Source organism: Bradyrhizobium sp. 141 (assembly GCF_023074055.1).
In the GTDB taxonomy this organism is placed as follows: domain Bacteria; phylum Pseudomonadota; class Alphaproteobacteria; order Rhizobiales; family Xanthobacteraceae; genus Bradyrhizobium.
Window position 1 is genome coordinate 1 of record NZ_JADPKR010000026.1, and the last position, 25,286, is coordinate 25,286.

Consider the following 25,286-nt stretch of genomic DNA (forward strand, 5'->3'; position numbering starts at 1 on the left):
ACATCCCTGCCTCCATCGACCTTTGAAAGCAGAGAATCATTCGGCTCACCGTTCGGCAAACGGAAACGCGCCAAATCACATAGATTCACAGCCTCTGAGGTGCGCGCCCTCGCGCGCCTCGAAGGATGGGCCGCAAGCGCCCGTAGCCCGTCCTTCGAGGCTCCCCTCGCAATGCTGACGCATTGCAAGGCTCGCACCTCAGGATGACGGCGGATTGTGTGGCAAGGCTCTGTAGCCCGGATGAACGCAGCGATATCCGGGACCGCGCTCCCGCATATCGCCGCGCTCATGCGGGCTACGAGACTGCCCGCTTGGCACGCGCGCGCATCTCACATACGTTTCGCCTTACGCCCGCACCATCGATCATAACAGACGGGCACTGGGGAAACAGCCATGCAACAGATCCGCGTCTGCACCCACGCAGGGCCGGGCTCGGAGCCCGTCATCCGCACCGTGCCGTGGCCGAAGGTCGGCCGCAAGGCCGCGTTGATCAAGGTCGGCGCCTGCGGCGTCTGCGGCACCGATTTGCATATCCTGAAGGGTCATTGGCCGAAGCCGCTGCCCTGGCCGTTCACGCTCGGCCACGAGCTCGGCGGCGTCATCGTCGAATGCGGCGAGGAGTTCACCGAGGACTTCATGAGCAAACCGCTGAAGGTCGGCTCGAAGGTGATGATCCCGCCGCTGATGCCGTGCGGGCGCTGCTATTACTGCATCCATTATCCTCAGACCGCCAACAAGTGCCTGACGCCGGTCTATTACGGCCGCTATCTCGGCTTCGACAAGGCGCCGCACATGTGGGGCGGCTGGGCTGAATATGTCTATGTCGATCTCGACATGCTGCCGGGCACCAAGATCTACAAGCTGCCCGACGACATGTCGCTGCGGCTGGGCGCGCTGTCCGAGCCGCTGACCTCCTGCATCCGCGCCTTCAACCGCGCCAGCCGCGCCGGTGGTTTCAGTTGGGGCGATACGGTGGTGATCCAGGGCTCGGGTCCGATCGGCATTTTGGCGGTCGCCGCCGCAAGGGAGATGGGGGCAGGGCGCGTGATCTGCGTCGGTGCGCCGGAGAAACCGCGGCTCAAGCTCGCCCGTGAGTTCGGCGCGGAGGCGACCGTCAACATCGAGCAGATCAAGTTGCCGCAGGAGCGCATCGCCCGCGTGCGCGAGATCGTGGGCGGTTTCGGCGCCGATCTCGTGATGGACTGCTCGGGCCATCCCACGGCAGGCCCCGAGGGCATCGAGATGCTGCGCGACGGCGGCACTTATGTCGAGATGGGCCAGTTCACCGACGCCGGCTCGATCGACACCTCCTGGCACCGCATCTGCACCAAGGACCTCAACGTACTGGGATCCTGGGGCTTCACCGGCAACGACCTGCCGCTCGGCGTCGACATGCTGTATCGCACCGCGGGCAAATATCCCTGGCTGAAGATGCAGACGATCTATCCTTTCACGGAAGAAGGCGTCGCGCAGGCGGTGAGGGATGCGATGGCGATGAAGACGGTGAAGTCGACCATCGTGCCGTGGCCGGAGCTGGTGGAGTAGCCGATGCCATCGATCCCGCACGATCTCGCGGCGTGATTGCGCGCCGCTTTATGAGCTGAGCTATGGTGGTGGGCTGCTGCGTTAGTCTCCAGTCTTGTAGCCCGGATGAGCGAAGCGAAATCCGGGGTGCTTGTGGGGAAAGCAATTCCGCATGTCGCTCCGCTCATGCGGGCTACGTCCGGGCTTTTGAATAAAGGACACGATGACGAACGAACAGACAACCGAACCAACCCCGCGCGCCCGCTGGCCCTTCCACGCCATCCGCGCGATCGACTACACCGTCATCTTCGTGCGTGACATGGCGGCAATGCGCCGCTTCTACGAGGATGTCCTCGCCTTGTCCCTGCTGCGTGAGCTTTCGCCGAACTGGATCGAGTACGGCATCGGCCCCAACACGCTCGCGCTCGCACGACCGAGCCGGACCGCGGCCGACGCACCGATGCCGGCGGGCAGTGCCTCGTTGCAACTGGCGTTCAAGGTGTCGGCCGCCCAGGTCGACCAATGCGCCGACGAACTCGTTCGGCAGGGCGTTGCGCTGCTATCCCCGCCGACGAACCAGTCCTTCGGCCACCGCACCCTGTTCTTCCGCGACCCCGACGGCAATCTGCTGGAGGTCTATGCGGAGATCTGACCGGCGATGCCCAAAAAGTTCCATCTGATTTCCCCGAACTATTCACGCGGAGGTGAAACTTAGGCCCAAGTTCCGGCTTTCACTTCGCGGGAGAAGTGCCGTGAAGCGAATCCTGAAACCACTCACTTACATCCTGGCTGCGATCTACTTCCTGGTGGATGCGGTTTTCATGGCCGTAGCGAAGCCGATCTCGCGCTGGATCGAGCGGCATTTCGTATTCGAGCGACTACGAACCTGGATCAGATCGCTGCCGCCTTATGGGTCGCTCGCGCTGTTTTCCGTGCCCGTGATCATTCTGGAGCCGGTCAAGCCGGTGGCGGCCTATCTCGCCGCGACCGGTCAGGTCCTGAGCGGTGCCATGACTTTCATCGTCGGCGAACTGCTCAAGCTGGTGCTGGTCGAGCGCCTGTTCCATCTCACGCGTGACAAGCTGATGAGGATTCCGGCTTTCGCCTGGGCGTACGGGAAGTTCGCCGAGGTGAGGGCGTGGATACAAGCAACCGAAGCCTGGCGGGTCGTCCGCGCCTTGAGCCGCGCTGCGCGAGACCGTGTGGCGCAGGTACGAGCAACGCTGATCGAGGCCTTTAGCAAGCCGGCGACCTCCAGGGACTAGACTTGAGGCACTAGACTTGGCGAATTGACCGCTACACGAGCTTGCGCGCCGCAGCAGTCGCCTTGTCGCCCGTGTTCGGCGTGCCGGTCGGTTCGATCAGCATGAGGTGAACTTCCTCGCGTGCCACCGGGCGATGCTCGACCCCTTTGGGCACGACGTAGAGCTCGCCCGGACCGAGCGTCACGGTGCGGTCTCGCAACTCGATGTCCAGATGGCCTTTCAGGACGAGAAAGAAATCGTCGGTGTCGTCGTGTTTGTGCCAGGTGAATTCGCCCATCACCTTCACCACCATCACGTCGCAATCATTGAAGGTCGTGACCGTGCGCGGGGACCAATGGTCGTGAAAAGTCGCGAGCTTGTCGGCGAGCGATATGCTGTCGGCCATGTGTCCCCCTTTGCTATCTCGTGAGGCACAATCTGGGAAGGGATGGTCGAGGCGACAAGTCCGTATCCGTTAACCTGTCGAAGTGGTCCAAAAACCCGCTGCAACCTTCAGGCGCGGCTCTTTTTGCGAAGCCATGCATCATAGGCATGGTGATTTCCGAGCGCTTGGCGTAAAGAGCGCCCAGATCAAATCAGCGTGCGGCCGGGCCGTTTGCCCCCCACGCCAGCTCAGGCCCACCGGTTCACCGTTTGCGCGCCTGAATTAACCAAGGTTTCCATCCCGTGTCTTTTCCGGCCCTGACCCCGCCGCTCGCCCAAGCTTTGGCCGAGCGGAACTATGATTCACCGACCCCCGTTCAGCTCGCCGTACTCGCGGACGATGCCAGCGATCGCGACCTCCTGGTTTCGGCGCAGACCGGCTCTGGCAAGACCCTCGCTTATGGCCTTGCCATGGCCAGGGATCTGCTCGGCGATGCCGAGCGGTTCGAGCAGGCAGCCGCACCGCTCGCCCTCATCGTGGCACCGACCCGTGAGCTCGCGATGCAGGTCCACCGCGAACTCGCATGGCTCTATGGGCATGCGGGCGGGCGCGTGGTCTCCTGCGTCGGCGGCATGGATCCGCGCCGCGAGCAGCGCGAGCTGACGGTCGGCGCCCACATCGTGGTCGGCACGCCCGGCCGGCTCTGCGACCATTTGCGGCGCGGCCGTCTCGACGTCTCGGAATTGAAAGCGGTCGTCCTCGACGAGGCCGACGAGATGCTCAATCTCGGCTTTCGCGAGGACATGGAATTCATCCTCGAGACCACGCCGGAGACGCGCCGCACGTTGATGTTCTCGGCGACGTTCCCGCGCGGCATCGTCGCGCTGGCCAAGCAATATCAGCAGCAGGCGTTCCGGATCGAGGTTGCCGGCGACGAGGGCGGTCACGCTGATATCGAGTATCGCGCCATCCGGATTGCGCCCGCCGATGCCGAGCACGCGGTCGTCAACGTGCTGCGCTTCTACGAGGCGCCGAGCGCTCTCGTGTTCTGCAGCACACGCGATCACGTCAGGCATTTGCAGGCGGCGCTGCTGGAGCGCGGCTTCTCCGTGGTCGCGCTCTCAGGCGAATTAACGCAGAACGAGCGCACCATGGCGCTGCAGTCGCTCCGCGACGGACGCGCCCGCGTCTGCGTCGCGACCGACGTTGCCGCCCGCGGCATCGACCTGCCGAGCCTCGACCTCGTCATTCATGCGGACCTGCCCAACGACGCCGAGGTGATGCAGCATCGCTCGGGCCGCACCGGGCGCGCGGGGCGAAAGGGGACCAGCGTCCTCCTGGTGCCGCCCGCCCGCCGGCGGCGCGCGGAGCTGCTGCTCAATCTCTCAGGCATCGATGCGGTCTGGGGAACGGTGCCGCAGGCGGACGAAATCCGCAAGCTCGATCACGATCGCATGAAGGACGTGTTGTTCACCGAGGAGACGACGGCCGACGATCTGGCGCTGGCCCAGGCGCTCCTGGCCGAGCGATCGGCTCAGGATATCGCCGCGGCACTGGCGCGGCTTTACCGTGCGCGGCTGCCGTCGCCCGAAGACATCATCGATCCCGGCGAGCGCAGCGGCAAGCCGCGCGAGGATCGCGGTCGCGACAGATTTCAAGGCGAAGGCGGCGATGATCGCGCCGCGAGGCCTCGATCGAAATCCGGCAAGGCGTCCTCGAAGCACGGCATGTCGGAGACCAGCGTCTGGTTCCGCGCCGCGATCGGACGACGCAAGAATGCGGAGGCACGCTGGCTGCTGCCGATGATCTGCCGCCGCGGCGGCATCGACAAGGGCGACATCGGCGCCATCAAGATCATGGATACCACGACCGAGTTCGAGATTTCCGAGCGGGTCGCGGAGTCGTTCGCCGCAAAGGTCAAGCGTCCGGACAAGGAGGACAGCATCCGGATCGAGCTGATGGCGGACGCGCCGCAGCGACAGGAACGTTCGGAAGAGCGGTCCCATGCGCCCCGGCGCGAGGCCGGCGAGCATCGTGAACGGCGCGACGAACGTCCGCGCGAGGCACGTGAATTCAAACCACGCGGCAAGCCACCCGGCGAGCGCGGACCAAGATTCGACGAGGCTCCTTCCTTTGGAACAAAAAAGAAGCATCGCGACAAGCAGGCCCGCGCGGAGCCCTCGGTCACCCCGTGGCCGGTGAAGGGCGCGCCGGGAAAGAAGACGAAGAAGAAAAAGCATCGCGGCTGAGCGACCGCCGTTCAGGACGGCAATGATGCCGCCGGATTGCACCGGCGGCATCATCTGAAAGGTCAGGTGTGAGTTCAGCGGCCGCCACCGCCGCCGCCTCCACCACCTCCTCCTCCGCCGCCACCACCGCCGGCATCGCGCATGGACGAGCTGTAGCGGGGATCGGTCTGCTTCATGTAGGTCGGCGAGGTATCGTTGGCGAGGCGAGCGACGGGGCGGCGTGCGCGGCCCGGGGTCGACGACTCGGCGACGATGCCACAGCTTTCGAAGAAGGCGAATTGGCAGCCATCGGTTCGGTGTTGCGCCGCATTGGCGCTGGTCGCGACGAACGCGCTTGTCGCGACGCATGCAATCAAAGCAACTTTCGACAATGTGAGCTTCATGGATATTCTCCAGCCTCAGTTGGCGAGACCGGAACGGCTCGCACACACCTTCGACGGAGCCTGACCTGACCCGGTTCGAGAGCGCCGCTTCACGCCCGCGTGAGCCGGCCGGGGAGGAACGTTACGCCGCGGTAAGGTCGCGCAGCATGTATGTCGCGCCTTCGCCATAGGAGGCGAGCTTCGCGCGCAGGTCCGCCTCCGTCGTGACGGGCCGAAAGCCGAGGCGCTGCCACAGCGGCCGCGTCGCGTAGACCGAGACCAGCGCGAGCGTTGCGATGCCTGACGCACGCGCCAGCTGCTCGATATCTGCGATATAGGCGCGCAGAACGCCGCCGCGAAAATCCGGCAAGACGGCGACGTCGTGGACGTAGAGGCAATCCGCATCGTCAGGCAATTGTGCGATGAAAGCGTCGAGCGGCGGAATCCGGTGCTGCTTCCAGGGATGCGAAAACCCGTAGCCGGCGATCGCATCGTCGGTGACAAGCACGCGGCAGCCATCGGGATAGAGCCGCATCTTCTCGGCGAACACCTCGGGCCTTTCAGGAAGACCAGGATGTATCCGCGCCGCGATGGCGCTGATCGCGGGCAGGTCGAATGCGTGCGCGGGACGCCAATGCGGCTTGCTCATGTCTTTCCGTCGTTCCGTCTCGGTCGGTGCAGTTTATTCCGCTGCGCCAGCGCGCGCAGCGAAAAATATCTTGCCGCCGTCTCAGGAATACCAGGCCGCGCGCGGCGTCCTACCCATGCAAGCCAATTGCATGACAGGAGATATCATGACGTCCTCGATCCGCCTCGCGCTCACGCTCGCAATGTCGCTCGCGATCGTTCCCGCCGCCTTCGCCGCGCCGCCGACCAAGACGGGCAAGACCGACAAGGGCAACGTGCTCACCGATGCCAAGGGCATGACGCTCTACACCTTCGACAAGGATACGGACGGCAAGTCGGCCTGCAACGGTCCATGTGCGACCAACTGGCCGGTGCTGAAGGCCGAGGCGAGCGATGCCGGCAGCGACGGCTACACCATCATCGCGCGCGACGACGGCTCGAAGCAGTGGGCCTACAAGGGCAAGCCGCTCTATACCTTCGCCAAGGACCAGAAGCCCGGCGACGTCACCGGCGACGGCTTCTTGAACGGCGCCTGGCATCTGGCGATGCCGTAACGGCGCTCTGTCTTTATCTCGGATATTCGAGCTGCATCGCGACGAAGTCGGCGGTGCGCGATCCGTAGCGCGCATCGATGGCATGCAGCGTCTGGTCCAGCGCACGCGCCGGCGGCAGGTCGACGGCGGCCGGTGGCGTCTGCTTTGCCGGCCAATCGGCCGCGACCTTGTCCGGCAGGATGCGAAGACCGCTGCGGCTTGTCTGCGCCTCTGCCGTGGCTGCGAAGGTGATGGCACGCGAGCGATAGGTGCGCGACCACGCATCGGCGACAAGCGCAAGCGACACCTCGTCGATGCCGGGCGTCAGCGCGATTCCGAGTTGCTCGCGGTTCCAGAATGCGAGCGTGTTGGCGATCGCCGTCAGTGCGAAGGGGCGTGTGAACTGGAACGCCTCACTGCGATGGCGCGCATCCCACTCCGCAAGACCGATCTCGCGGGCAACCGCCTCCGCCTTGGCGCGGCCGGCGATGGCCTCGACCAGGGTCAGGGCCATCGGCATGGATGCGGTGATGCCGGTCGTTGTCGCAACGCCGCGGTCGACCACCAGCCTGCGGTCCGCGACGTAGCGGATCGCGGAATGCTTTTGCAGATCGCGTACGGAATACCAGTGCGTGGTGGCCTGCCGGCCGTCGAGCAGCCCGGTGTTGGCAACGACCTTGGCGCCGACGCAGACGCCGATGACGATCGCGCCCTTGCCGGCCTGGCTTCTGATCCACTGCAAGGCCAGTTCATCGTCCTCGCGGCTCATCGCGGGCACGATGACGTAATCGGCGCCTTGAGGATGTAAAGCATCGAACTCGGCGATGGTCGCGTGCGGCTGCACTTTTAGCGCGGGATAGAGAGCGACAGGTCCAGGCTGCGTCGCCAATGTGAGGACGTCGGCGACATCGGCGCGCGCGAGGATGCCGTATGGCATCAGATAGTCGGTCGTCTCGCTCATGTCGTTGATGCCGACGATGGCGATCAGGGGACGTTTGCGTTTTGGCGGCTTCAGCGCCGCAAGGCTCGCCTCGGTCTCGTCTTTGGCTATCGCAGGCGCGGTTCCCCGAGCCGGCGATCCCGGCAGCAGGAACAGCCAGGTTCCGCCGATCGCCGCTAGCAATGCCACGCAGCCGACGCCGCATAACGCCAGAATGCGCCATACCATGATGATGTCACCCGATCCTCGTTGCTTCACGCGAGGCGGAAGCTAACCGCTGACAACGACATCAGGAATGACGCAGATCCGGCAAAAACGGCCATCCGCATGCGCGTTGATGTCTCGCGCGGCGGGTCCTCTCGCGCACGATGCCGCGCGTCGGGCGGCGGAGATTATCTCAGCCCCTCATACACCATCAGCCCGCGTGCGATCTGCAATTTGCGGATCGCGCGCGGCAAGAGCTTCTCCGGCTGGTGCAGATAGCGCCAGGAGGTGAGGGTGAAGGCTGACAGCGCGCCGCATTCGTCGTCGAACGGTGCGAGCACGCCCGTCACGCTCACCGGCGTATGCGGGCGCGCGTTGAACGGCAGCAGCAACAGCTCGAGATAGGCCTTGCTGCCGTCCTCGCGCGCGGCCGTGACGCCGGCGATCGCACCTAACGCTTCGTCGGCGACGATGGTCGTGATCTCCTCGATCTCGCTGCGGCTCGCATCATCGAACAGCGCCGCAAAGCTCTGGTCCTTGAGGTCACACCCCGCCAGCGCGCAGACCCGCGTGCCGGCGACGCGGAACGGGAAGCCGAGGTTCGGCTCGCAGGACAGCACGAAGATGTCGCCGAGCAGGCCGCGGACCGCGGCCGGATCGATGTCGGCCCTGTCAGGGGCCCGTGCAGCGCCGCGCTTCTTGTCCCAATACGCGAAGAACGCGCGGCTCGACGGATGTTTCATGTCTGAACGCTTACCCCGGGGTGCAACCTTCGAAGGGACAGACCTGTCCCGCTTCAGTGCACCCGCGATCCCTTGTGTTGTTGTGCAGGAGGGGATTTGCAGCGTCCATGCCGCAGGCGCGTTTTTACCTCCCTTAAGGCCGCCTTTGCGTTGTTAACGTTAAATTAACTATGCGCTTTGCACCTCGCGCCCCGCTGCTATGGTGGCCGCAGTCGCAAGCCTCGCCGCTTTCATCCAGGTTCTCGGCGGGGCCTGTACACAGGGCGTCAAACAGTTTGGCCACGGGCCGGGGAGGGGTGGGGATACACCTTCATTCCTCCGGCACCGGAAGGTCGACACGGACAGGCAGGGCTTTCCCAGGGCCCTGCCTTTTCCTTTTGTGCACTTGCGCAAGGCCGGCAAAGGCGACTATCTGCAAGCGTGTTGCCCTGGTCGCGGTGAAAGCGAAGCTGCCTTGGATTCCTCTCAAGATTCTCCGCCGCAAGGCCCTCAGCAAAATCCCCAAGCGGAGGTGCCGGCGGTCATCGAGGAGGCTCCGCGCGAGCCGGTCCTGACGCTGCCCGCGGCGCTGACCGCCTATATCATCCTGCTGGCGGTGATCCATTTGCGGGTGCTGCTGCCGCCGGAGATCGAGAACTGGACCATCGACGTCTTCGGCTTCATCCCGAAGCGCTACGATTCCTCCCTGCTCAATCTGGAGATTCCCGGCGGCACCGGCGCCAAGGTCTGGACCTTCGTCACCTATTCGCTGCTGCACGCCAATCTGACCCATCTCGGCTTCAACGTGCTGTGGCTGCTGCCGTTCGGCAGCGCATTGGCGCGGCGGTTTGGCGCGGTCAGGTTCTACCTGTTTCTCGCGGTGACGGCGGCCGCCGGCGCGCTCGCCCATCTCGTCACCCATGAGCACGCGGTGGCGCCGATGATCGGCGCCTCGGCCTCGGTGTCCGGCGCGATGGCGGCCGCAATCCGCTTCGCTTTCGTCCGCGGCAGCTTCCTGTCGTTCAACCGGTCGGATGCCGATACCGCTGCGAGGGTTCCGGCATTGCCGCTGTCGCGCGCGCTGCGCGACGGGCGGGTGGTCGGCTTCCTGGCGGTGTGGTTCGGCGTCAACATCATCTTCGGCGTCGGTGCGATCGGCGTCGATTCCGAAACCACGAGCGTCGCCTGGCAGGCGCATATCGGCGGCTTCTTCGCCGGCCTGTTGCTGTTCACCCTGTTCGATCCCGTGCCGCGCGTGCGAAGCGATGCTGCGGATGCGTCATCACAGGACGTTTCAGACCGTATTTGAAGCGGCGCTTGCGGCACGGCCCGAATTCATCCATCATTCCCGTGAAGAATGTTCCGAAGCTGCAAGCTGCTAGCGGCGATGCTTCGCAAAGCGCACGAGCGTGAAACCGGCGCTGAAACTGTTAGTTGAAGACTCGAAGAACAAGTCCGGACCGCCCACAGGCGGACGGGTCCGATTCAGGGAGGCAACAATGACGGTACGTTCCATTCTCAACACCAAGGGCCACCAGATCATGAGCGTCGAGCCCGACGCGAAGCTGGCTGCCGCGATCAAGCTGCTCGCCGACAAGAAGATCGGCGCGGTGCTGGTGATGAACCAGAGCCGGCTCGAAGGCATCCTGTCGGAGCGCGACATCGTCCGCGTGCTCGGCGAGCGCGGCGCCGGCGTGCTGGAGGAGCCGGTCGCTCAGGTCATGACCCGCAAGGTCGTGACCTGCAAGGAGACCGACACGGTCGCCGAGCTCATGGAGATGATGACATCAGGCAAGTTCCGCCATCTGCCCGTGATCGACAACGGCAAGGTGGTCGGCCTCATCTCGATCGGCGACATCGTCAAGCGCCGGGTCCAGGAATACGAGTCCGAGCAGGAAGCCCTGCGCGACTACATCAAGACGGCCTGACGGGCCATCCGCCTCACTCGCCCGCTTTCGGCGCGTGACCCGCGGGCGCCGGCGCGAGCACCTCGATCGCCTCCTGGATCGACTCCAGCGCGCGCTCGGTGGCGCGTGTGCCGTGGGCGATCAGGTCCTCGTAACGGTGGAAGTCGAACCAGCCGAACTGGCCGACCCGCGGCGTGATCAGGAGGTCCGGCGGGTCGCCGGCGAGCCGAGCGCGCGTGATGCGGTCCTGCATGATGTTGAAGGCGTCGACCATCACCGAGGAGATGCCGGGCCGGCCGGCGCCGCCGAAGAATTCGCGCTTCATGGTCTTTTCGGGCGAGAACAGGCGCGGGAAACGCCGCTTGGCCGTCGGCTCCGCTGCGTCCGGCGCGACCGCGGCGGGCACGGCGCCATGCGCATGGATGGTCGTGGAATGGGTGAAGATGTCGCTGGAAAGATTTGCGGCGATGACGATTTCGGCGCCGAGCGCGCGGGCGGCGGAGACCGGCACGGGATTCACCAGCGCGCCGTCGACCAGCCAGCGGTCACCGATCAGCACCGGCGCGAAAATGCCGGGCAGCGCGTAGGACGCGCGCATCGCGTCGACCACACGGCCGCGCGTCAGCCAGATCTCGTGGCCGGTGCGGACCTCGGTCGCGACGCTCGCAAACTTGATCGGAAGATCCTCGATCCGGACTTGTCCGATCGCCTCCTCGAGCCGGGTTGCAAGCTTCTCGCCGCCGAGCAGGCCGGAGCCGTTGAGGCGGATGTCGAGATAGCCGAGGATGTTGCGCATGCCTTGCAGGCTGCGCCCCCAATCTTCGAACGTATCGAGCCGGCCGGCCGCATGGAGGCCGCCGGCGACGGCGCCAATGGAGGTGCCGACCACGACGTCGGGCACAATGCCGTTGGCAAGCAGTGTCCTGAGAATCCCGATATGGGCAAAGCCGCGCGCCGCGCCGCCACCAAGGGCAAGGCCGATCACCGGCCGGCGGATGCTGCCCAAGCCGACTTTTTCGCCGACCTTTTCACCGGCTTTTTCGCCATTGGAGCCGTTCGCGCCCCGACCCTTCAAAATATCCAGCACCGAAAACTCTCCCACCCGGGCCAGCCCTCACACCAGAGTAGGCGCCGTATTTCTGCTCCGCCATAACCAGGGTGAAGCATGGTTTATACCGTTCGGGACGCAGGGGGCAGCAGTGTGGCGAGGGCTGGTCGTCGTCAGCCCAATCACGCAGGCGTCAACCGGGTTCCAAAGAACCGTCCTGGGGCCGTATTTCCCGGGGGTTCCGAGGCTTGAATTTGCCGCGTTTTCGGTGAAAAGCAGGAGGCATGAAACGCGGGGGTGACGGCATCATCGGATGGCGGCGCAGCGGCAGGCTGCTGCCGGCGCTGATCCTTGCCGTGTCCCTCGTTACCTCAGGCCAAAACGCTGCGCAGGCGCAGCTTTTCTCCGATCGTCCGCCGCCGGTGCCGCCGGCTTCGGTGCCCGACCCCGGCGGGGCCATCAATCTGGCGCCGCCCTCCGGGCCAGGCGCCGGTCCCCCGAGCCTGCCGCCGACCCTGATGCAGCCGGCGACCCCAAGCATGCCGCCGCCTGCCGTCACGACCGTGCCGCCGGCCGCCCCGCTCAACGCGGCCGCGCCCGGACAGGGCGTGCTGTCGCTGACCGCGAAATACGGCAAGGACTCAGCCGCCATTACCAGCGGCCTGGTCTGGCGCGTGTTTGCCGACCGTCCCGATGAGAACGGCACCTTCAAGCTGATCCGCGAGGACCGCAACGCCACGCCCAACATCGTGCTATCGCCCGGCAATTACGTCGTGCACGTCGCCTTCGGCCTCGTCAGCGCGGTACGCACCGTCAGCCTGAAGGCCGAGACCGACCGCGAATCCTTCGTGCTGCCGGCCGGCGGCCTGCGCATCGAAGGCCGGGTCGGCACCAGCCGCATTCCGCAGAACCAGATCTCGTTCGCGATCTACAAGGGCAGCCAGTTCGAATCCGGCGAGCGCGCCTCGCTGGTGCCGAACGTCGCCGCCGGCGACGTCGTGCTGCTGCCGGAGGGCACCTACTACATCATCTCCAACTATGGCGATGCCAATTCGGTGGTGCGCTCCGACATCCGCGTCCAGGTCGGCAAGCTCACCGACGTCACCATCACCCACCGCGCCGCCGTGATCACGCTCAAGCTGGTCAGCGACAGGGGCGGCGAGGCGCTCGCCAACACAGCCTGGTCGGTGCTGACCCCGGGCGGCGACGTCATCAAGGAATCGATCGGCGCCTTCCCGCGCGTGGTGCTCTCCGAAGGCGAATACCGCGCGATCGCCAAGAACGAGGGCAAGGTCTACGAGCGCGGCTTCAACGTCGTCAACGGCGTCGACGGCGAAGTCGAAGTCGTCGCGCGTTAGGATACGGGGCATCAGCGTCGGCTGCGGTGAGACGCCAGACTTTGCGCTTGGCACAACAATTCTCATCTGGCGCACGAACGTGCATCCCGCCAATACCGCTGCCGCCGCCATGCGTGCGGGTGCGGCAGCCGTTCTCCGCCTTCCCCCGTTTGCTCGGCTTTGAAGTCTTTGTCAGCGCTACCAAACGGTCTCTTGGGGCGGGAGAAAACACCGCTGGCGAGGGCTTATTCCAGGCAATCGGGACTTGGCCACAAGCCGGTGCAAGATGCCTATTTCCGATCATCAATTTTGTTCTCTTTCCATCCTGCTGCGTTATATGTCGGGCATCCATCTAACGGCAGAGGCCGGAGCAGGCTTGTGCGCCTGTGAGACCGGCAAGGGGCAGGGGACCAAGCTCGGCGGCATGTTCGAAGTGATCCTCACCAGGCGCAAGCGGTTTGGCTGGCGATGGCAGGTGTGCGACCAGTCCGGCAAGATATTTGCCGATGGCTTCGAGCGCACCCGGCCGTCCGCCAAATATCATGGCGAGCGCGCGTTGTTCTTCCTGTTGTCGCAGGCTTACTTGCGCAACCGCTCAGCGGCGTCCAGCGAGGACTAGCGGCGAGCCCAGCTCCGTAGCCCGGATGGAGCGAAGCGCAATCCGGGTGTCTCGTTCCGCATGGATGGAATCCCGGATTACGCTTCGCTCCATCCGGGCTACAAGATATCGCGCTGCCCGACGGGCAAAACATGCGAGCTCTGGGTCAACGCGCGCCGCAGAAAATATTCCACTTTACCGAAATTCGGAAACGGCGTATGTGTCGCCGCAACCCGGCCCAAGGAAGAGGGGCGTATCGCGATCGTCACGAACGCGGGCCGGGCGGCGGTGGACGCAGGTGACATCGGCGCGAAGAGCTTCGCAGGGCGGGCAACCGTGAGCGAGACGTGTCGCGCGCACGACCGGTGTGATCGGCGTACGGCAAAATCTTGTGGTCCTGACGCCCGGGGTCTGTGCGTCAAGTCTTGCGGTGATGTGGCGGCCCGACCGGGCACGCGCATCGATCATCCGCAAGGCGACGGGGGCAATAGTGCATCGCTCCCCGGGGAGAGCACGACATAAGCCGTCAAACCACTGCGCAGGGAAGGCCGGTCGTTTGGTTTCACCTGTATGCCGCTGTGCAGATTTCGCTACCGCCTTTCGCACAGTGGACCGCGGGTGCCAGCCGGCGCCCGGTCTTCCCTGCGCCCTCTTTCAATTGAGGGCGAAGCGATGAAGCAAAGCTCGGGCGAAACCAGCCGCGAGGATGAGAAGGTGTGTCAATTGTTCAACGATGGTTTCGTGCCCGGACGCAGCGCAGCGTCTCTTCGACGGTGCGCTGCAGAGCCGGGGCCCATGTTGCAGCGACGCTGTGGCCTCCTGGGTCCCGGCTCTGCGCCGCAACGCGAAGGGCGTTGCAGCGCGTCCGGGACACGAGATTCAAACGTTGCCACTACCACACACTCCGTCATTGCGAGGAGCCCTTGCGACGAAGCAATCCAGACTGCTCCGCGGAGAGATTCCTGGATTGCTTCCGCCTTCGCTAAAGCTTCGGCGGACAAGTCGCTGCGCTCGCAACGACGATGTTGAGACAGTTGCGCGCCGAACATCACTCTCGTGCCCCGGACGCAGCGCAGCGTCTCTTCGACGGTGCGCTGCAGAGCCGGGGCCCATGTTGCAGCGAGTGCGTGGCCTCTTGGGTCCCGGCTCTGCGCAGCAACGCCAAGAGCGTTGCAGCGCGTCCGGGAGACGAGAGTATCGCCTTCGCACGACCGTCATAGTCTCTAACGCGCACTAACCAACACCCGACTTAAAACTGTCATAATCGCCGAATGGAACCCACGCCCGCGACCTTTTTACAAGCCGTTAAGCGCACCTGCATTGGATGCGCGGGGAAAGTGCGTTGGGGACTGCCATGAATGCCGCGAAGAAGATGCCGGGAAAACCGGCCGCCGAAATGTTTGACGACATCCCGGTGCTTCAGCGCAAATGGCGTGCCGCGCTGAAGCCGGGCGATCGGCTGCCGCGCTACGAGGATGTGATGCTCGGCAGCCTGGGACGGCTCGCCGATCACATCGCGCTGCTGAGGAACGACGGCACGCTCGAACTGTCGCGCAGCGGACGCTACGTGCAGAAGTGGCTCGGCGAGGAGCGCTGGGATATACCCGTCGCCGAATTGTCGCCCGATTGCGCCACCGCGCTGTCGGAAGCCGCGACGATCGCGCTTGCCAACGGACAACCGCACCAGGCCAGCGCGCATTGCGTGCGCGACGGCATGGTGCGGACCTACGATGTGCTGGCGCTGCCGACCGCCTCGCGCTGGGGCGCCACGCTGGTCGGCGCCTATATCAACGAGCGCGGCACGCAGTACAATTTACTGGACGCGATCTTCGCCTCGACCGACGACGCGGTGGTCTCGCTGGCGACGCTGCGCGATGCCGGCGGCAAGCCGTTCGATCTCCAAATCGTGCATCACAACAACAGCGCGGACGCACTGCTGAAGATTGCGAACGGAAGCCTGTTGTGGCGGCGAATTGGCGAGGGGACCACACTGCTGGCCTTGCCCGAGATCATGGACTTCCTGCTCAAGGCCGTCGCGGGCGGCCGCGGCGAGCAGCTCGAGATCGAGAGCGAGGGCCGGCACCTCCGCCTCAGCGCCACGGCCTTCGCCGACGTGGTCTCGCTGACGATCTCCGATGTCACCGCGTTGAAGCGGCGCGACGCCTCGTTCCGCCTGCTGTTCGACAGCAACCCGATGCCGATGTGGGTGTTCGACGCGCAGACCAAGGAGTTTCTTGGCGTCAACGACGCCGCGGTCCAGCATTACGGCTACAGCCGCGCCACCTTCCTGCGCATGAAGCTGCCTGAGATCTGGCCGGAGGACGAGTGGGACAGCCACGCCGAGGCGCTCGAATGTGTCGGCGAAGCCTATCACTCCGCGCGCAACTGGCGGCATCTGCGCGCCGACGGCAGCGAGATCGAGGTGCTCACCTTCGGTCGCCGCGTCGCCTTCGAGGATCGCGACGGCTATCTGGTCGCGGTGGTCGACATCACCGAACGGCGCAAGGCCGAGGCGCGCATCGCGCATATGGCCCACCATGACGGGCTCACCGACCTGCCGAACCGCGAATATTTCCAGGAGCGCCTGAAGCAGGCGCTCGAGCAGGCGGCGGGAAAACGGGTCGGCGTGCTCTATCTCGATCTCGACCTGTTCAAGAACATCAACGATTCCTTCGGTCATCCCGTGGGCGACCGCCTGCTCAAGCAAGTCGCCGAACGCCTGACCAATGCGGTCCGCGGCGGCAATCTGGCGGCCCGGCTCGGCGGCGACGAATTCGCGGTGATCCTTGCTGCCGACGTCTCGCCGAACGAGGCCAGCGCCTGCGCAGGCCTGCTGATCGACATGCTGAAGGCGCCCTACGATCTCGACGGTCAGGAGATGGTGATCGGCGCCAGCATTGGCATCGCGCTGTCGCCCGGTGACGGCACGACGCCGGAAGAGTTGATGCGCAACGCCGACATGGCGCTGTACCGGGCGAAGTCCGACGGCGGTGGCGTGCACCATTTCTTCGAGCGCGAGATGGACCTCCAGGCGCAGAAGCGCCGCGACATGGAGCTCGATCTGCGGCGTGCATTCGCCAATGGCGAGTTCGAGCTGCACTACCAGCCGTTGGTGTCGATCGCCTCCGACCGCATCTCCGGCTTCGAATCGCTGCTGCGCTGGCGTCATCCGGACAAGGGCATGATCTCGCCGGCGGAGTTCATCCCGGTCGCCGAGGACATCGGCCTCATCACCCAGCTAGGGGAGTGGGTGCTGCGCGAAGCCTGCGCCGAGGCGGTCAAATGGCCTGCCGACGTCAAGGTCGCGGTCAATTTGTCGCCGGCGCAATTCCGCAGCCGCAACCTGGTTCAGGTCGTGATCTCGGCGCTGGCGCAGTCCGGCCTGTCGCCGAGGCGGCTCGAGCTCGAGATCACCGAGTCGATCTTCCTGGCCGAGACCGATGCCAATCTCGCCATCCTGCACCAGCTCCGCGAGCTCGGCGTCAGCATTTCCATGGACGATTTCGGCACCGGCTATTCCAGCCTCAGCTACTTGCGCAGCTTCCCGTTCGACAAGATCAAGATCGACCGCTCCTTCGTCAAGGATCTGGCGCAGCGGCCCGATTGCGGCGCGATCGTGCGCGCGATCTCGGGGCTCGGCCGCAGCCTCAACATCACCACGACCGCGGAAGGCGTCGAGACCGAGGATCAGCTCGACTGGCTCCGCGCCGAAGGTTGCAACGAGGTGCAAGGCTTCCTGTTCAGCGCGGCGCGGCCCGCCGCCGAGGTCGCAAAGCTGCTCGCCGATTTCGGCCAGCGCGCCTCACGGGCGGCGTAGCCCTTCAGGGTAACAGTCGTAGACCAGCGCCTTGAAGGCGGGCGTGATGCGGCCGCGCTCGCTCTGGGTCTGTTGCATCATCACGTAGACCATGTCGAGCTTGGGATCGACGCCGAACAGAGTGCCGCTGCCACTGTCCCATTTCAGCTCGCCGAGCGAGCCCGGCGGCGGCGGTTTCGCGTTGCCGGGATCGGTGCGAACCGCAAGGCCGTAGCCATAGCCGAAGCCGTCGCCCGGGAAATAGAAATAGTCGCGTCCGACGCCGGAGCCCGGCCCGATATGATCCGTCGTCATGGCCTTGAACGCGGCGGGGCCCAGATAGCGCTTGCCCTCGAACTCGCCGCCGCTCAGCAGCATCTGCGAAAAGCGCTGATAGTCGGTGATGGTCGAGAGCAGGCCGCCACCGCCGGACTGCCATTCAGGATGGTCGAGACGCTCGCGCTCGGCCGCGAGCAGGATGAAATCGTTCGGCAATGGACGCGCCATCCGCGCCAGCTCGTCCTCCGTCGCCAGCGCGAATTTGGTGCTGCTCATGCCGAGCGGATCGAAGATGCGCTGCTTCAGGAACTGATACAGCGTCTGGCCCGAGATGATCTCGATGACGCTGCCGAGGACGTCAGTGGAATGACCGTACCGCCACAGCGTTCCCGGCTGCCGCGCCAGCGGCAGCTTGGCGACGCGATCGGCGAATTCCCTGTTGTTGAATTGGCCTTCGAAAATGTTGGCGGCCTTGTAGGCCTGCTCGACCCATTTGCCGCCGATATAGTCGTAGCTGATGCCCGAGGTATGGCGCAGCAGATCCTCGATGTTGACGGGACGGATGGGCGGCACGAGGTCGAGCTCGAGCTTGCCGTCGGGCAGGGTGACCTCGAGACCGACCTTGGTGTCGGCAAACAGGGGGACGTATTTCGACACGGGGTCGGTGAGCGCGAGCTTGCCCTCGTCGATCAGCATCATCGCGCCAAGGCACGTGATCGGCTTGGTCATGGAGTGGATGGCGAAGATCGTATCGGTCGTCATGGCAAGGCCCGTCCGGGTGTCGCGCACGCCGAAGGTCTTCAGGTAGACCGGCTTGCCGTGCTGCTGCACCAGGATCACGGCGCCCGGCAGACGGCCGCTCCCCACCTCGCTGTCGAAGAAGGCCGTGATGCGGTCGAGCCCCTCGGACGAAGGGGCGGGGATGTCGGCGGCCCGGCTTCGCGCCATCGAGCCGGCGAGCAGCGCGGCTCCGACCAGAAAATCACGACGCTTCATCCGGCCTTCCTCCCTCGGCGGGATCAAAGCCGCAAGACGTCGCAGGCGTCAACACAACATCGATTAAAAACGCGTCACGATTTCCGAAAGGAACGGTCGCGGACGGTCCTCGCTGGGCTTGGTCGGCGTGCCGATATGGACGAAGCCGGCGAGCTTTTCGTCCGGCTTGAGGCCGAGGCCGTCGAGCACGTCGCGATCGAAGGAGAACCAGCCGGTCAGCCAGCAGGCGCCGTAGCCGAGCGCGGTCGCGGCGGTGACGATGTTCATGGCGCTGGCGCCCGCCGACAATTCCTGCTCGAACGCCGGCACCTTCGGATGCGGCCTGGTGAAGCTGACGATGCCGATCACCAGCGGCGCGTCGGTGAGGCGCTTGCGCTCGATCTCGACGTCGGCCGCGGGCGCGCCGGGATTCTTCCGGGCAAAGACCTTCGCGATTACCTCGCCGGCGCGCTGGCGGGCATCGCCCTCGAAGACGATGAAGCGCCAAGGCGCGAGCTTGCCGTGATCAGGCACGCGTGCGCCGATGGTGAGGATGGTCTCGAGCTCGGCCGTGGAGGGGCCAGGGCCGGTCATCTCGCGCGGCTTGACCGAGCGGCGGGTCTTCAGGAGTTCGATGGCGTCGGGCACTGCAATATCCTCGTCAGCTGGTCGTCGGGCGTGCCATGCCGAGATAAGCATGCGCGCCCGCAACCGGAAGCGAATTTAGATCGATTTCAGGGATCAGACCGCTTCCCGCATCCGCCGGACGTCCGGCGGCGTCGCCTCGTCGACGAGGGCGGCGATCGCCTCGGCTGTCGTCATCACCTTCTGGCCGTCGCTGCCGAGACGGCGGACCGAGACCGAATGCGTCTCGGCCTCTTTCTTGCCGACCACGAGCAGTGCGGGGATCTTGGCCAGCGAATGCTCGCGGACCTTGTAGTTGATCTTTTCGTTGCGCAGGTCGATCTCGACCCGCAGTCCCGCGCGCCGCGCCTGTTCCATCACCACCTTGGCGTATTCGTCGCCTTCCGAGGTGATGGTCGTGACCACCGCCTGCACCGGCGACAGCCAGAGCGGGAAGTTGCCGGCATAATGCTCGATCAGGATGCCGATATAGCGCTCCATCGAGCCGCAGATCGCCCGGTGCACCATCACCGGCGGTTTCTTGCCGCCGTCATGGTCGATGTAGAACGCGCCGAACCGCTCCGGCAGGTTGAAGTCGACCTGCGTGGTGCCGCACTGCCAATCGCGGCCGATGGCGTCGCGCAGCACATACTCGAACTTCGGCCCGTAGAAGGCGCCTTCGCCCGGGTTGATCTCGGTCTTGATGTGATTGTTCTGCGACTGGATCTCGCGCAAAACGGTCGCCATCACGCGCTCGGCGTGATCCCACATCGCGTCCGTGCCGACGCGCTTCTCCGGCCGGGTCGAGAGTTTTACGGTGAGATCGCCGGTGAAGCCAAAATCAGCGTAGGTCGACAGGATCAGGTCGTTGATCTTCAGGCATTCCGCGGCGAGCTGATCCTCGGTGCAGAAGATGTGCGCGTCGTCCTGGGTGAAGCCGCGCACGCGCATCAAGCCGTGCATGGCGCCGGAAGGCTCATAGCGATGGACCACGCCGAACTCGGCGAGGCGCAGCGGCAGGTCGCGGTAGCTCTTCAGGCCGTGCTTGAAGATCTGCACGTGACCCGGGCAGTTCATCGGCTTGAGCGCAAACCAGCGCTTGTCCTCGGCCTCGTCGCCGGCCGACTGCGCGGCGAACATGTTTTCGCGATACCAGCCCCAATGGCCCGAGGTCTCCCACAGCGCCTTGTCGAGGATCTGCGGCGCGTTGACCTCGCTGTAATCGCCGGTCAGGCGCCGGCGCATATAAGCGATCAGCTGCTGGAAGATGGTCCAGCCCTTCGGGTGCCAGAACACGACGCCCGGACCTTCCTCCTGGAAGTGGAAGAGGTCGAGCTCGCGCCCGAGCTTGCGATGATCGCGCTTTTCGGCTTCCTCGATCTGCTTGAGGTAAGCGTCGAGGTCCTCCTGCTTGGCGAAGGCCGTGCCGTAGATACGGGTCAGCATCGGGTTGTTGCTGTCGCCACGCCAATAGGCGCCGGCCACCTTCATCAGCTTGAAGGCATTGCCGACCTTGCCGGTCGAGGTCATGTGCGGGCCACGGCAGAGATCGAACCAGTCGCCCTGGTAATAGATCTTGATCGGCTCGGTGCCGGGAATGGCGTCGACCAGCTCGACCTTGAACGCCTCGCCCTTGTCGCGGAACACCTGCTTGGTCTTTTCGCGATCCCAAACCTCTTTCGTGAAAGGTTTGTCGCGCGCGATGAGCTCGCGCATCTTCTTCTCGATCGCGGCAAAGTCTTCCGGCGTGAACGGCTCGTTGCGGAAGAAGTCGTAGTAGAAGCCGTTCTCGATCACCGGACCGATGGTGACTTGCGTGCCCGGCCACAGCGTCTGCACGGCTTCGGCCAGCACGTGCGCGCAGTCGTGGCGGATCAATTCGAGCGCGCGCGGATCGTCGCGGTTGACGAACTCGAGCTTGGCGTCGGCTTCGATCGGGTCGTTGAGGTCGGTGAGCACGCCGTCGAGCGTCATCGCGACCGTGCGCTTGGCCAGCGACGGCGAGATGCCCTTGGCGATGTCGAGGCCGGTAATGCTCTGGTCGTATTGACGCTGGGCGCCGTCCGGGAAGGTGAGGGTAACTTTGGCGGCAGGGGTCACGGGCTTCAGATTGCTGAGGGAATATTGGAAGCCGGATTCGGACTTCGGCTGGTCCTTGGGCTGGTCGGTCATTGCTTTTCTCCTGAGGCTCACTCCTGCGAACGAGCGCAGGTAAGCGGGAACGAGCGATATATCAGGCGATTCGGCCTGCGCAATCCGGCATTTCCAAGAAAGTCGGCGCAGAAAGCGGCGCGCACACGAACTATTTCCCGCGGGCCCTTTAACCGGCCGGACGGTTGTTCTACATGCATCTGCATGGAAAATGCACGCGCCCGGCGTTTCGCGCCAACCGCCCTGATGCTCGGCAATCTCGTCACCGGTTGCTCCGTGCTGGCCCCGGCGGGCATGCTGCCGGAGTTGGCGAGGGGCCTCGACGTCAGCATTCACGCGGCCGGGCTGCTGATCACCTTCGGCGCGGTGACGCTGTGCATCGGCTCGCCGCTGACGGCCTGGCTGACCAGTCGCATCGATCGGCGGACGTTGCTCGCGACGACGCTGGCGGTGCTTGCGCTCGGCAATCTCGCCTCGGCCTTTGCGCCCGACTACACCAGCCTCCTCGTGATCCGTCTCGTCATGCTCGCGGTCGGTGCGCTCTATACGCCGCAGGCCGCCGGCACGGCGGCCTTGATTGTGCCGGCCGAGCGGCGGGGCAGCGCCATCGCCTATATCTTTCTCGGCTGGTCGCTGGCTGCCGCCGTCGGCCTTCCGCTGATCACCTTTATCGCCAGCCGCTATGGCTGGCGGGCGGCCTATGCTGAGATCGGCGCGCTCGGTTGTCTCAGTTTCCTGCTGTTGTTGATGCGGCTGCCGGCGGGCCTGAAAGGCGCGCCGGTGGATTTGAAGACCTGGCGCGAGGTCGGCGGCAACAGGACGATTCTGCTGCTGCTTGCGATCACCATGCTGCAAATGTCGGGGCAGTTCGTGGTGTTCACCTTCATGGGCCCGCTGCTCAACAAGCTCACCGGCGCCGGCCCCGATGCGGTCGGCATGGTGTTCGCGCTCTACGGCGTTTGCGGCTTCCTCGGCGTCGTCTTCGCCACCCGCATCGTCGACACCTCGGGACCCTACCGCACCTCGCTGCTGTTCACCTGCCTGCTGCTTGCGGGGATCACGGGCTGGGCGCTCGGCGCGGGCACGCTTGCTTTCATGACGTGCGGGGTCGCGATCTGGGGCCTCGGCTTTGCCTCGACCAATTCGATGCAGCAGGTGCGGCTGGTCGCGGCGGCGCCGCCGCTGGCATCGGCGACCGTCGCGCTCAACACCTCCGTCCTCTATATCGGCCAGGCGGTCGGCTCCGCCATCGGCGGACTGCTGTTCGCCCGCGATCTCCTGCATACGCTCGGCTTCGTCGCGGTCGGTTTCGTCATGCTGGCGCTGATCCTGGTGGTCCTGACCCGACCCCGGCCCGCTGCCGCAACGGCCTGAATCCCGCGTTTTCGTGTGCGCAAGGTGCTTGGCAAACCGCGCGCGGGAGCGCTAGAAGGCGAGGCATGGGGACCAAAGAGAGTTGACTGAGATGAGGATGATTCTGGCGGTTGCCGCGGTGCTCTATTCAGCCTCCGCGTTTGCGCAAGCCGACAAGCCACCGATGGTCGGGGACAAGCCGCTGGTGCAGGTCAAGCCCAAGGGGACTAAGGCGGGGACCACGGAGGCGGCGGCGAAGCCGGCCGCGGCGCCCAAGGGCAAGCCGCAATCGATCGCGGCGCGGCTCCAGGCCTGCCTCGAGCTCGATGACGGCACCAAGGACAGGCTCAACTGCTACGACGCCGTGATGCCGCCGGCCCCGAAGCCGAAACCGGCGAAGGCCAAGGGCTACGCCGATTGCCGTTTCTTCAAGGAAGAGGACGAGCGACTGGCCTGCTTCAACGGCTTTGCCGAGAGCATTCCGAAGCTGCCCAAGACCTAGTTCTCGCCAGCCTCAGTCGCTGATCCGGCTCAGCACGGCCCGGAAGGCAACGCCCGGCGCCTGCAGCGCGTTGCCCTCGAATTCCGCGGTCTCGCCGTCCTCCCGGCCGGCGAGCGCCAGCGTGATCCGGTCGGCGCCGAACAGCGCCTTGAACGACGGGTCGTCGTTGTAGCGCTGGGTCGATATCTTGACCTTGATGCCGTCGCCTTCGCCCGTATAGGTGCCGATGAAGGCGAAAGCGGAATTGCCCCCGCGCATCTTGCCATCCATCACATAGACGACGCCGCAGCCCGTTCCGTGAACGGTGTGGAAGTCGACCTTGTACAATCCCTGACGCACTGCCCTGTCCCCGCGGAATTCCAATCACAAACCGGCCGGCAAAGTATGAGCCTTGCAGGCGGAAGCAATCCGGTGGCTTCCGGGGATGTCAGCCATCAACATCACATTTTGATCAAGGCCTGAGAAAATTGCAGGCAGCGCAGCCAAATACCGGCTGACGAATATCGCGAGCCTAGCGGCTCGAGGCGGGTGGATTGGTGGAGGCGACGCGCGTGAGCGCCAGCGACGGCGTCGCCGACATCTTCACCAGCACGTCCTTGAGCGGATCCCGCGTCCAGGCGCGGGTGACATAGTCGCGATGGGTGATGCCGTCGCCGGTCTCGACGAACACCACGCTGCCGGGACGGAGCGGCCCATCCATATCCTCGGCGACGCTGATGCCCTTCTGGCGGAGCACGCTCATCAGCTCGCGGTCGCGCCGCGCGGTGTAACGGGTGTAGGCGCTGACGAAGAAACCGGAACGGTGGCTCTCGATCCAGGATGCGAACTTGTCCATTTCGCCATAGACGGCGTCGAGCAGCACGACGCCGCGGACGCGGTCGCTGATGCCGCCGACCTCCAGGCTCCAGGCCGTCGGCAGGAAGCCGCCGCTATAGCCGACGATCACGATCGGCATGGTGGCGAAGGCGCGCGCGCTGTTGGGATCGCCGGTGACGCGGGCGAGGTGGTCGGCCGATTCCGCCATGAAGCGCTTGAAGCCGCCCGGTTGCCAGAACTTGCCGGCGCTGGAATCGGCGGCATCGACCGCCATCTGCGGGGCAAGCAGCACGGCGTTGGCGCCGGAATCGGTGATCTGCTTGGGCACGAGCTGGCGATCACGCACGTCGCGCTCGAGCGTTGCGCCATTGCCGTGGAAGAACACCACGATCACGCCCGGCTTGCGCACGTCGAAATGCTCGGGCACGTGCATCAGCACGCGGCTGTCATTGTAGGTCTCGTCCTGCCAGAACACGCGACCGGAATAGCTGCGGTGGCCACGGCGATCGCCCCTGGAGATGTTGAGGAAGGGTGCGTCGGAGGCGGGGTTGTTGCCGAAATAGGGAAAGGCCGACGACTTCATGCTGACGAGGGTCGTCAGGTCGTCGCGTGCCGGACGCTTGTAAGGGACCTGCGGCTCGAGCGAAGCGACCTTGTAGGGGGCCTGCTCCGGCACCTGTTGCTGCACGGCGCGCTTGGGCGAGAAGTCCGACATCTGCCGTTGCAGGAGACTTTCGCTCGCCGAGGGAAAGCGCTCCCTAAATTGCGGGGCAGGGAAGCGATCCTCGAACGTGTCGCCGCTTGCGACTTGCTGATTGGTTTTCGCGACGACCTGATTGACCACTTGGACATTGGCCTGCGAATCCGCCGCGAGCGCCGCCGGGTTCGGCGCCTTGCCGCATTGAACCAGTGTCAGCGACAGCGGCACCAAGGCGGAGATCAGGCCGATCCTCAGCGCACGACCGCGCCGACCGGACGGCGTCCGGTCCGCACGGCTGTCAGCTCTCATTTTCGGAACGGCCCCGACCATCCACCCATGACCCCAAAGTCACGTCCATCGGCAATCTCTCGACAATTGAGCCGACTGGCGTTTAGGCGACGTTAAGTGTC

Annotated in this window: 23 protein-coding genes; 12 read left to right on the forward strand and 11 right to left on the reverse strand. The window is 65.0% G+C overall.

Annotated elements, in window-relative coordinates; genetic code table 11:
• The first annotated feature begins 393 nt into the window (after positions 1-393).
• From IVA81_RS08465 to IVA81_RS08475, 3 genes are all read left to right on the forward strand, one after another.
• Entirely contained in the window at positions 394-1,545 is a 1,152-nt protein-coding gene (locus IVA81_RS08465) for a zinc-binding dehydrogenase (RefSeq protein ID WP_247314619.1), read from the forward strand.
• Positions 1,546-1,747: 202 nt separating this feature from the next.
• Positions 1,748-2,176: a VOC family protein gene (locus IVA81_RS08470; RefSeq protein WP_247314622.1), complete on the forward strand. Its 429-nt coding sequence runs from the start codon at positions 1,748-1,750 to the stop codon at positions 2,174-2,176.
• Positions 2,177-2,276: 100 nt separating this feature from the next.
• Entirely contained in the window at positions 2,277-2,789 is a 513-nt protein-coding gene (locus IVA81_RS08475) for a hypothetical protein (RefSeq protein ID WP_247314624.1), read from the forward strand.
• A 31-nt stretch (positions 2,790-2,820) separates the two neighbouring features.
• On the opposite strand, the gene IVA81_RS08480 is transcribed toward IVA81_RS08475, so the two are convergent.
• Positions 2,821-3,174: a cupin domain-containing protein gene (locus IVA81_RS08480; RefSeq protein ID WP_247314626.1), complete on the reverse strand. Its 354-nt coding sequence runs from the start codon at positions 3,172-3,174 to the stop codon at positions 2,821-2,823.
• A gap of 281 nt (positions 3,175-3,455) precedes the next feature.
• Here IVA81_RS08480 and IVA81_RS08485 point away from each other — a divergent pair, with 281 nt between their 5' ends.
• Positions 3,456-5,402, forward strand: a complete 1,947-nt coding sequence (locus tag IVA81_RS08485; protein ID WP_247314628.1) for a DEAD/DEAH box helicase — start codon at positions 3,456-3,458, stop codon at positions 5,400-5,402.
• Positions 5,403-5,476: 74 nt separating this feature from the next.
• On the opposite strand, the gene IVA81_RS08490 is transcribed toward IVA81_RS08485, so the two are convergent.
• Positions 5,477-5,785 carry a hypothetical protein gene (locus IVA81_RS08490; protein WP_247314631.1) on the reverse strand — a complete coding sequence of 103 codons (309 nt, stop codon included), beginning with the start codon at positions 5,783-5,785 and terminating at the stop codon, positions 5,477-5,479.
• A gap of 121 nt (positions 5,786-5,906) precedes the next feature.
• On the reverse strand, positions 5,907-6,413 hold the full coding sequence (locus tag IVA81_RS08495; RefSeq protein WP_247314633.1) for a GNAT family N-acetyltransferase: 507 nt from the start codon (positions 6,411-6,413) through the stop codon (positions 5,907-5,909).
• A gap of 145 nt (positions 6,414-6,558) precedes the next feature.
• Between IVA81_RS08495 and IVA81_RS08500 the strand changes: the two genes are divergently transcribed.
• On the forward strand, positions 6,559-6,945 hold the full coding sequence (locus IVA81_RS08500; RefSeq protein ID WP_247314634.1) for a hypothetical protein: 387 nt from the start codon (positions 6,559-6,561) through the stop codon (positions 6,943-6,945).
• Between the two features lie 13 nt (positions 6,946-6,958).
• Here IVA81_RS08500 and IVA81_RS08505 read toward each other — a convergent pair whose 3' ends face one another.
• A complete protein-coding gene (locus tag IVA81_RS08505; protein WP_247314636.1) occupies positions 6,959-8,092 on the reverse strand; it encodes a DJ-1/PfpI family protein in 1,134 nt (377 codons plus the stop codon).
• 164 nt (positions 8,093-8,256) lie between these two features.
• Entirely contained in the window at positions 8,257-8,811 is a 555-nt protein-coding gene (locus tag IVA81_RS08510; protein ID WP_247314638.1) for a PAS domain-containing protein, read from the reverse strand.
• Positions 8,812-9,322: 511 nt separating this feature from the next.
• On the opposite strand from IVA81_RS08510, the gene IVA81_RS08515 reads away from it, so the two are divergent.
• Positions 9,323-10,099 carry a rhomboid family intramembrane serine protease gene (locus IVA81_RS08515; protein ID WP_247315429.1) on the forward strand — a complete coding sequence of 259 codons (777 nt, stop codon included), beginning with the start codon at positions 9,323-9,325 and terminating at the stop codon, positions 10,097-10,099.
• 190 nt (positions 10,100-10,289) lie between these two features.
• The gene (locus tag IVA81_RS08520) at positions 10,290-10,718 is read left to right on the forward strand and encodes a CBS domain-containing protein (protein ID WP_247314640.1); all 429 of its coding nucleotides are present in this window, start codon (positions 10,290-10,292) and stop codon (positions 10,716-10,718) included.
• A gap of 13 nt (positions 10,719-10,731) precedes the next feature.
• Here IVA81_RS08520 and IVA81_RS08525 read toward each other — a convergent pair whose 3' ends face one another.
• Positions 10,732-11,784 carry a patatin-like phospholipase family protein gene (locus IVA81_RS08525; RefSeq protein ID WP_247314642.1) on the reverse strand — a complete coding sequence of 351 codons (1,053 nt, stop codon included), beginning with the start codon at positions 11,782-11,784 and terminating at the stop codon, positions 10,732-10,734.
• A 245-nt stretch (positions 11,785-12,029) separates the two neighbouring features.
• Between IVA81_RS08525 and IVA81_RS08530 the strand changes: the two genes are divergently transcribed.
• The 3 genes from IVA81_RS08530 to IVA81_RS08540 all read left to right on the forward strand — a co-directional run bounded on the left by IVA81_RS08530 (position 12,030) and on the right by IVA81_RS08540 (position 17,497).
• Positions 12,030-13,103 carry a hypothetical protein gene (locus IVA81_RS08530; protein WP_247314644.1) on the forward strand — a complete coding sequence of 358 codons (1,074 nt, stop codon included), beginning with the start codon at positions 12,030-12,032 and terminating at the stop codon, positions 13,101-13,103.
• 355 nt (positions 13,104-13,458) lie between these two features.
• Positions 13,459-13,701 carry a hypothetical protein gene (locus tag IVA81_RS08535; RefSeq protein WP_247314646.1) on the forward strand — a complete coding sequence of 81 codons (243 nt, stop codon included), beginning with the start codon at positions 13,459-13,461 and terminating at the stop codon, positions 13,699-13,701.
• Between the two features lie 1,333 nt (positions 13,702-15,034).
• The gene (locus IVA81_RS08540) at positions 15,035-17,497 is read left to right on the forward strand and encodes an EAL domain-containing protein (RefSeq protein ID WP_247314648.1); all 2,463 of its coding nucleotides are present in this window, start codon (positions 15,035-15,037) and stop codon (positions 17,495-17,497) included.
• Here the strand turns inward: IVA81_RS08540 and IVA81_RS08545 are convergent.
• The 3 genes from IVA81_RS08545 to thrS all read right to left on the reverse strand — a co-directional run bounded on the left by IVA81_RS08545 (position 17,483) and on the right by thrS (position 21,526).
• Positions 17,483-18,751: a beta-lactamase family protein gene (locus IVA81_RS08545; protein ID WP_247314650.1), complete on the reverse strand. Its 1,269-nt coding sequence runs from the start codon at positions 18,749-18,751 to the stop codon at positions 17,483-17,485. The genes IVA81_RS08540 and IVA81_RS08545 overlap by 15 nt on opposite strands.
• Positions 18,752-18,814: 63 nt before the next feature.
• The gene (locus IVA81_RS08550) at positions 18,815-19,378 is read right to left on the reverse strand and encodes a nitroreductase (RefSeq protein WP_247314652.1); all 564 of its coding nucleotides are present in this window, start codon (positions 19,376-19,378) and stop codon (positions 18,815-18,817) included.
• 93 nt (positions 19,379-19,471) lie between these two features.
• The gene (gene thrS / locus IVA81_RS08555; RefSeq protein WP_247314653.1) at positions 19,472-21,526 is read right to left on the reverse strand and encodes a threonine--tRNA ligase; all 2,055 of its coding nucleotides are present in this window, start codon (positions 21,524-21,526) and stop codon (positions 19,472-19,474) included.
• Between the two features lie 183 nt (positions 21,527-21,709).
• Between thrS and IVA81_RS08560 the strand changes: the two genes are divergently transcribed.
• Positions 21,710-22,879 (forward strand): MFS transporter, encoded by a 1,170-nt coding sequence (locus tag IVA81_RS08560; RefSeq protein WP_247314655.1) that lies wholly within the window; start codon positions 21,710-21,712, stop codon positions 22,877-22,879.
• 91 nt (positions 22,880-22,970) lie between these two features.
• Positions 22,971-23,360 carry a hypothetical protein gene (locus IVA81_RS08565; protein ID WP_247314657.1) on the forward strand — a complete coding sequence of 130 codons (390 nt, stop codon included), beginning with the start codon at positions 22,971-22,973 and terminating at the stop codon, positions 23,358-23,360.
• A gap of 12 nt (positions 23,361-23,372) precedes the next feature.
• On the opposite strand, the gene IVA81_RS08570 is transcribed toward IVA81_RS08565, so the two are convergent.
• Together IVA81_RS08570 and IVA81_RS08575 are read right to left on the reverse strand one after the other, a co-directional pair.
• A complete protein-coding gene (locus tag IVA81_RS08570) occupies positions 23,373-23,699 on the reverse strand; it encodes a GrlR family regulatory protein (RefSeq protein WP_247314659.1) in 327 nt (108 codons plus the stop codon).
• A gap of 172 nt (positions 23,700-23,871) precedes the next feature.
• On the reverse strand, positions 23,872-25,206 hold the full coding sequence (locus tag IVA81_RS08575; protein ID WP_247314661.1) for an alpha/beta hydrolase: 1,335 nt from the start codon (positions 25,204-25,206) through the stop codon (positions 23,872-23,874).
• Positions 25,207-25,286: the final 80 nt, after the last annotated feature.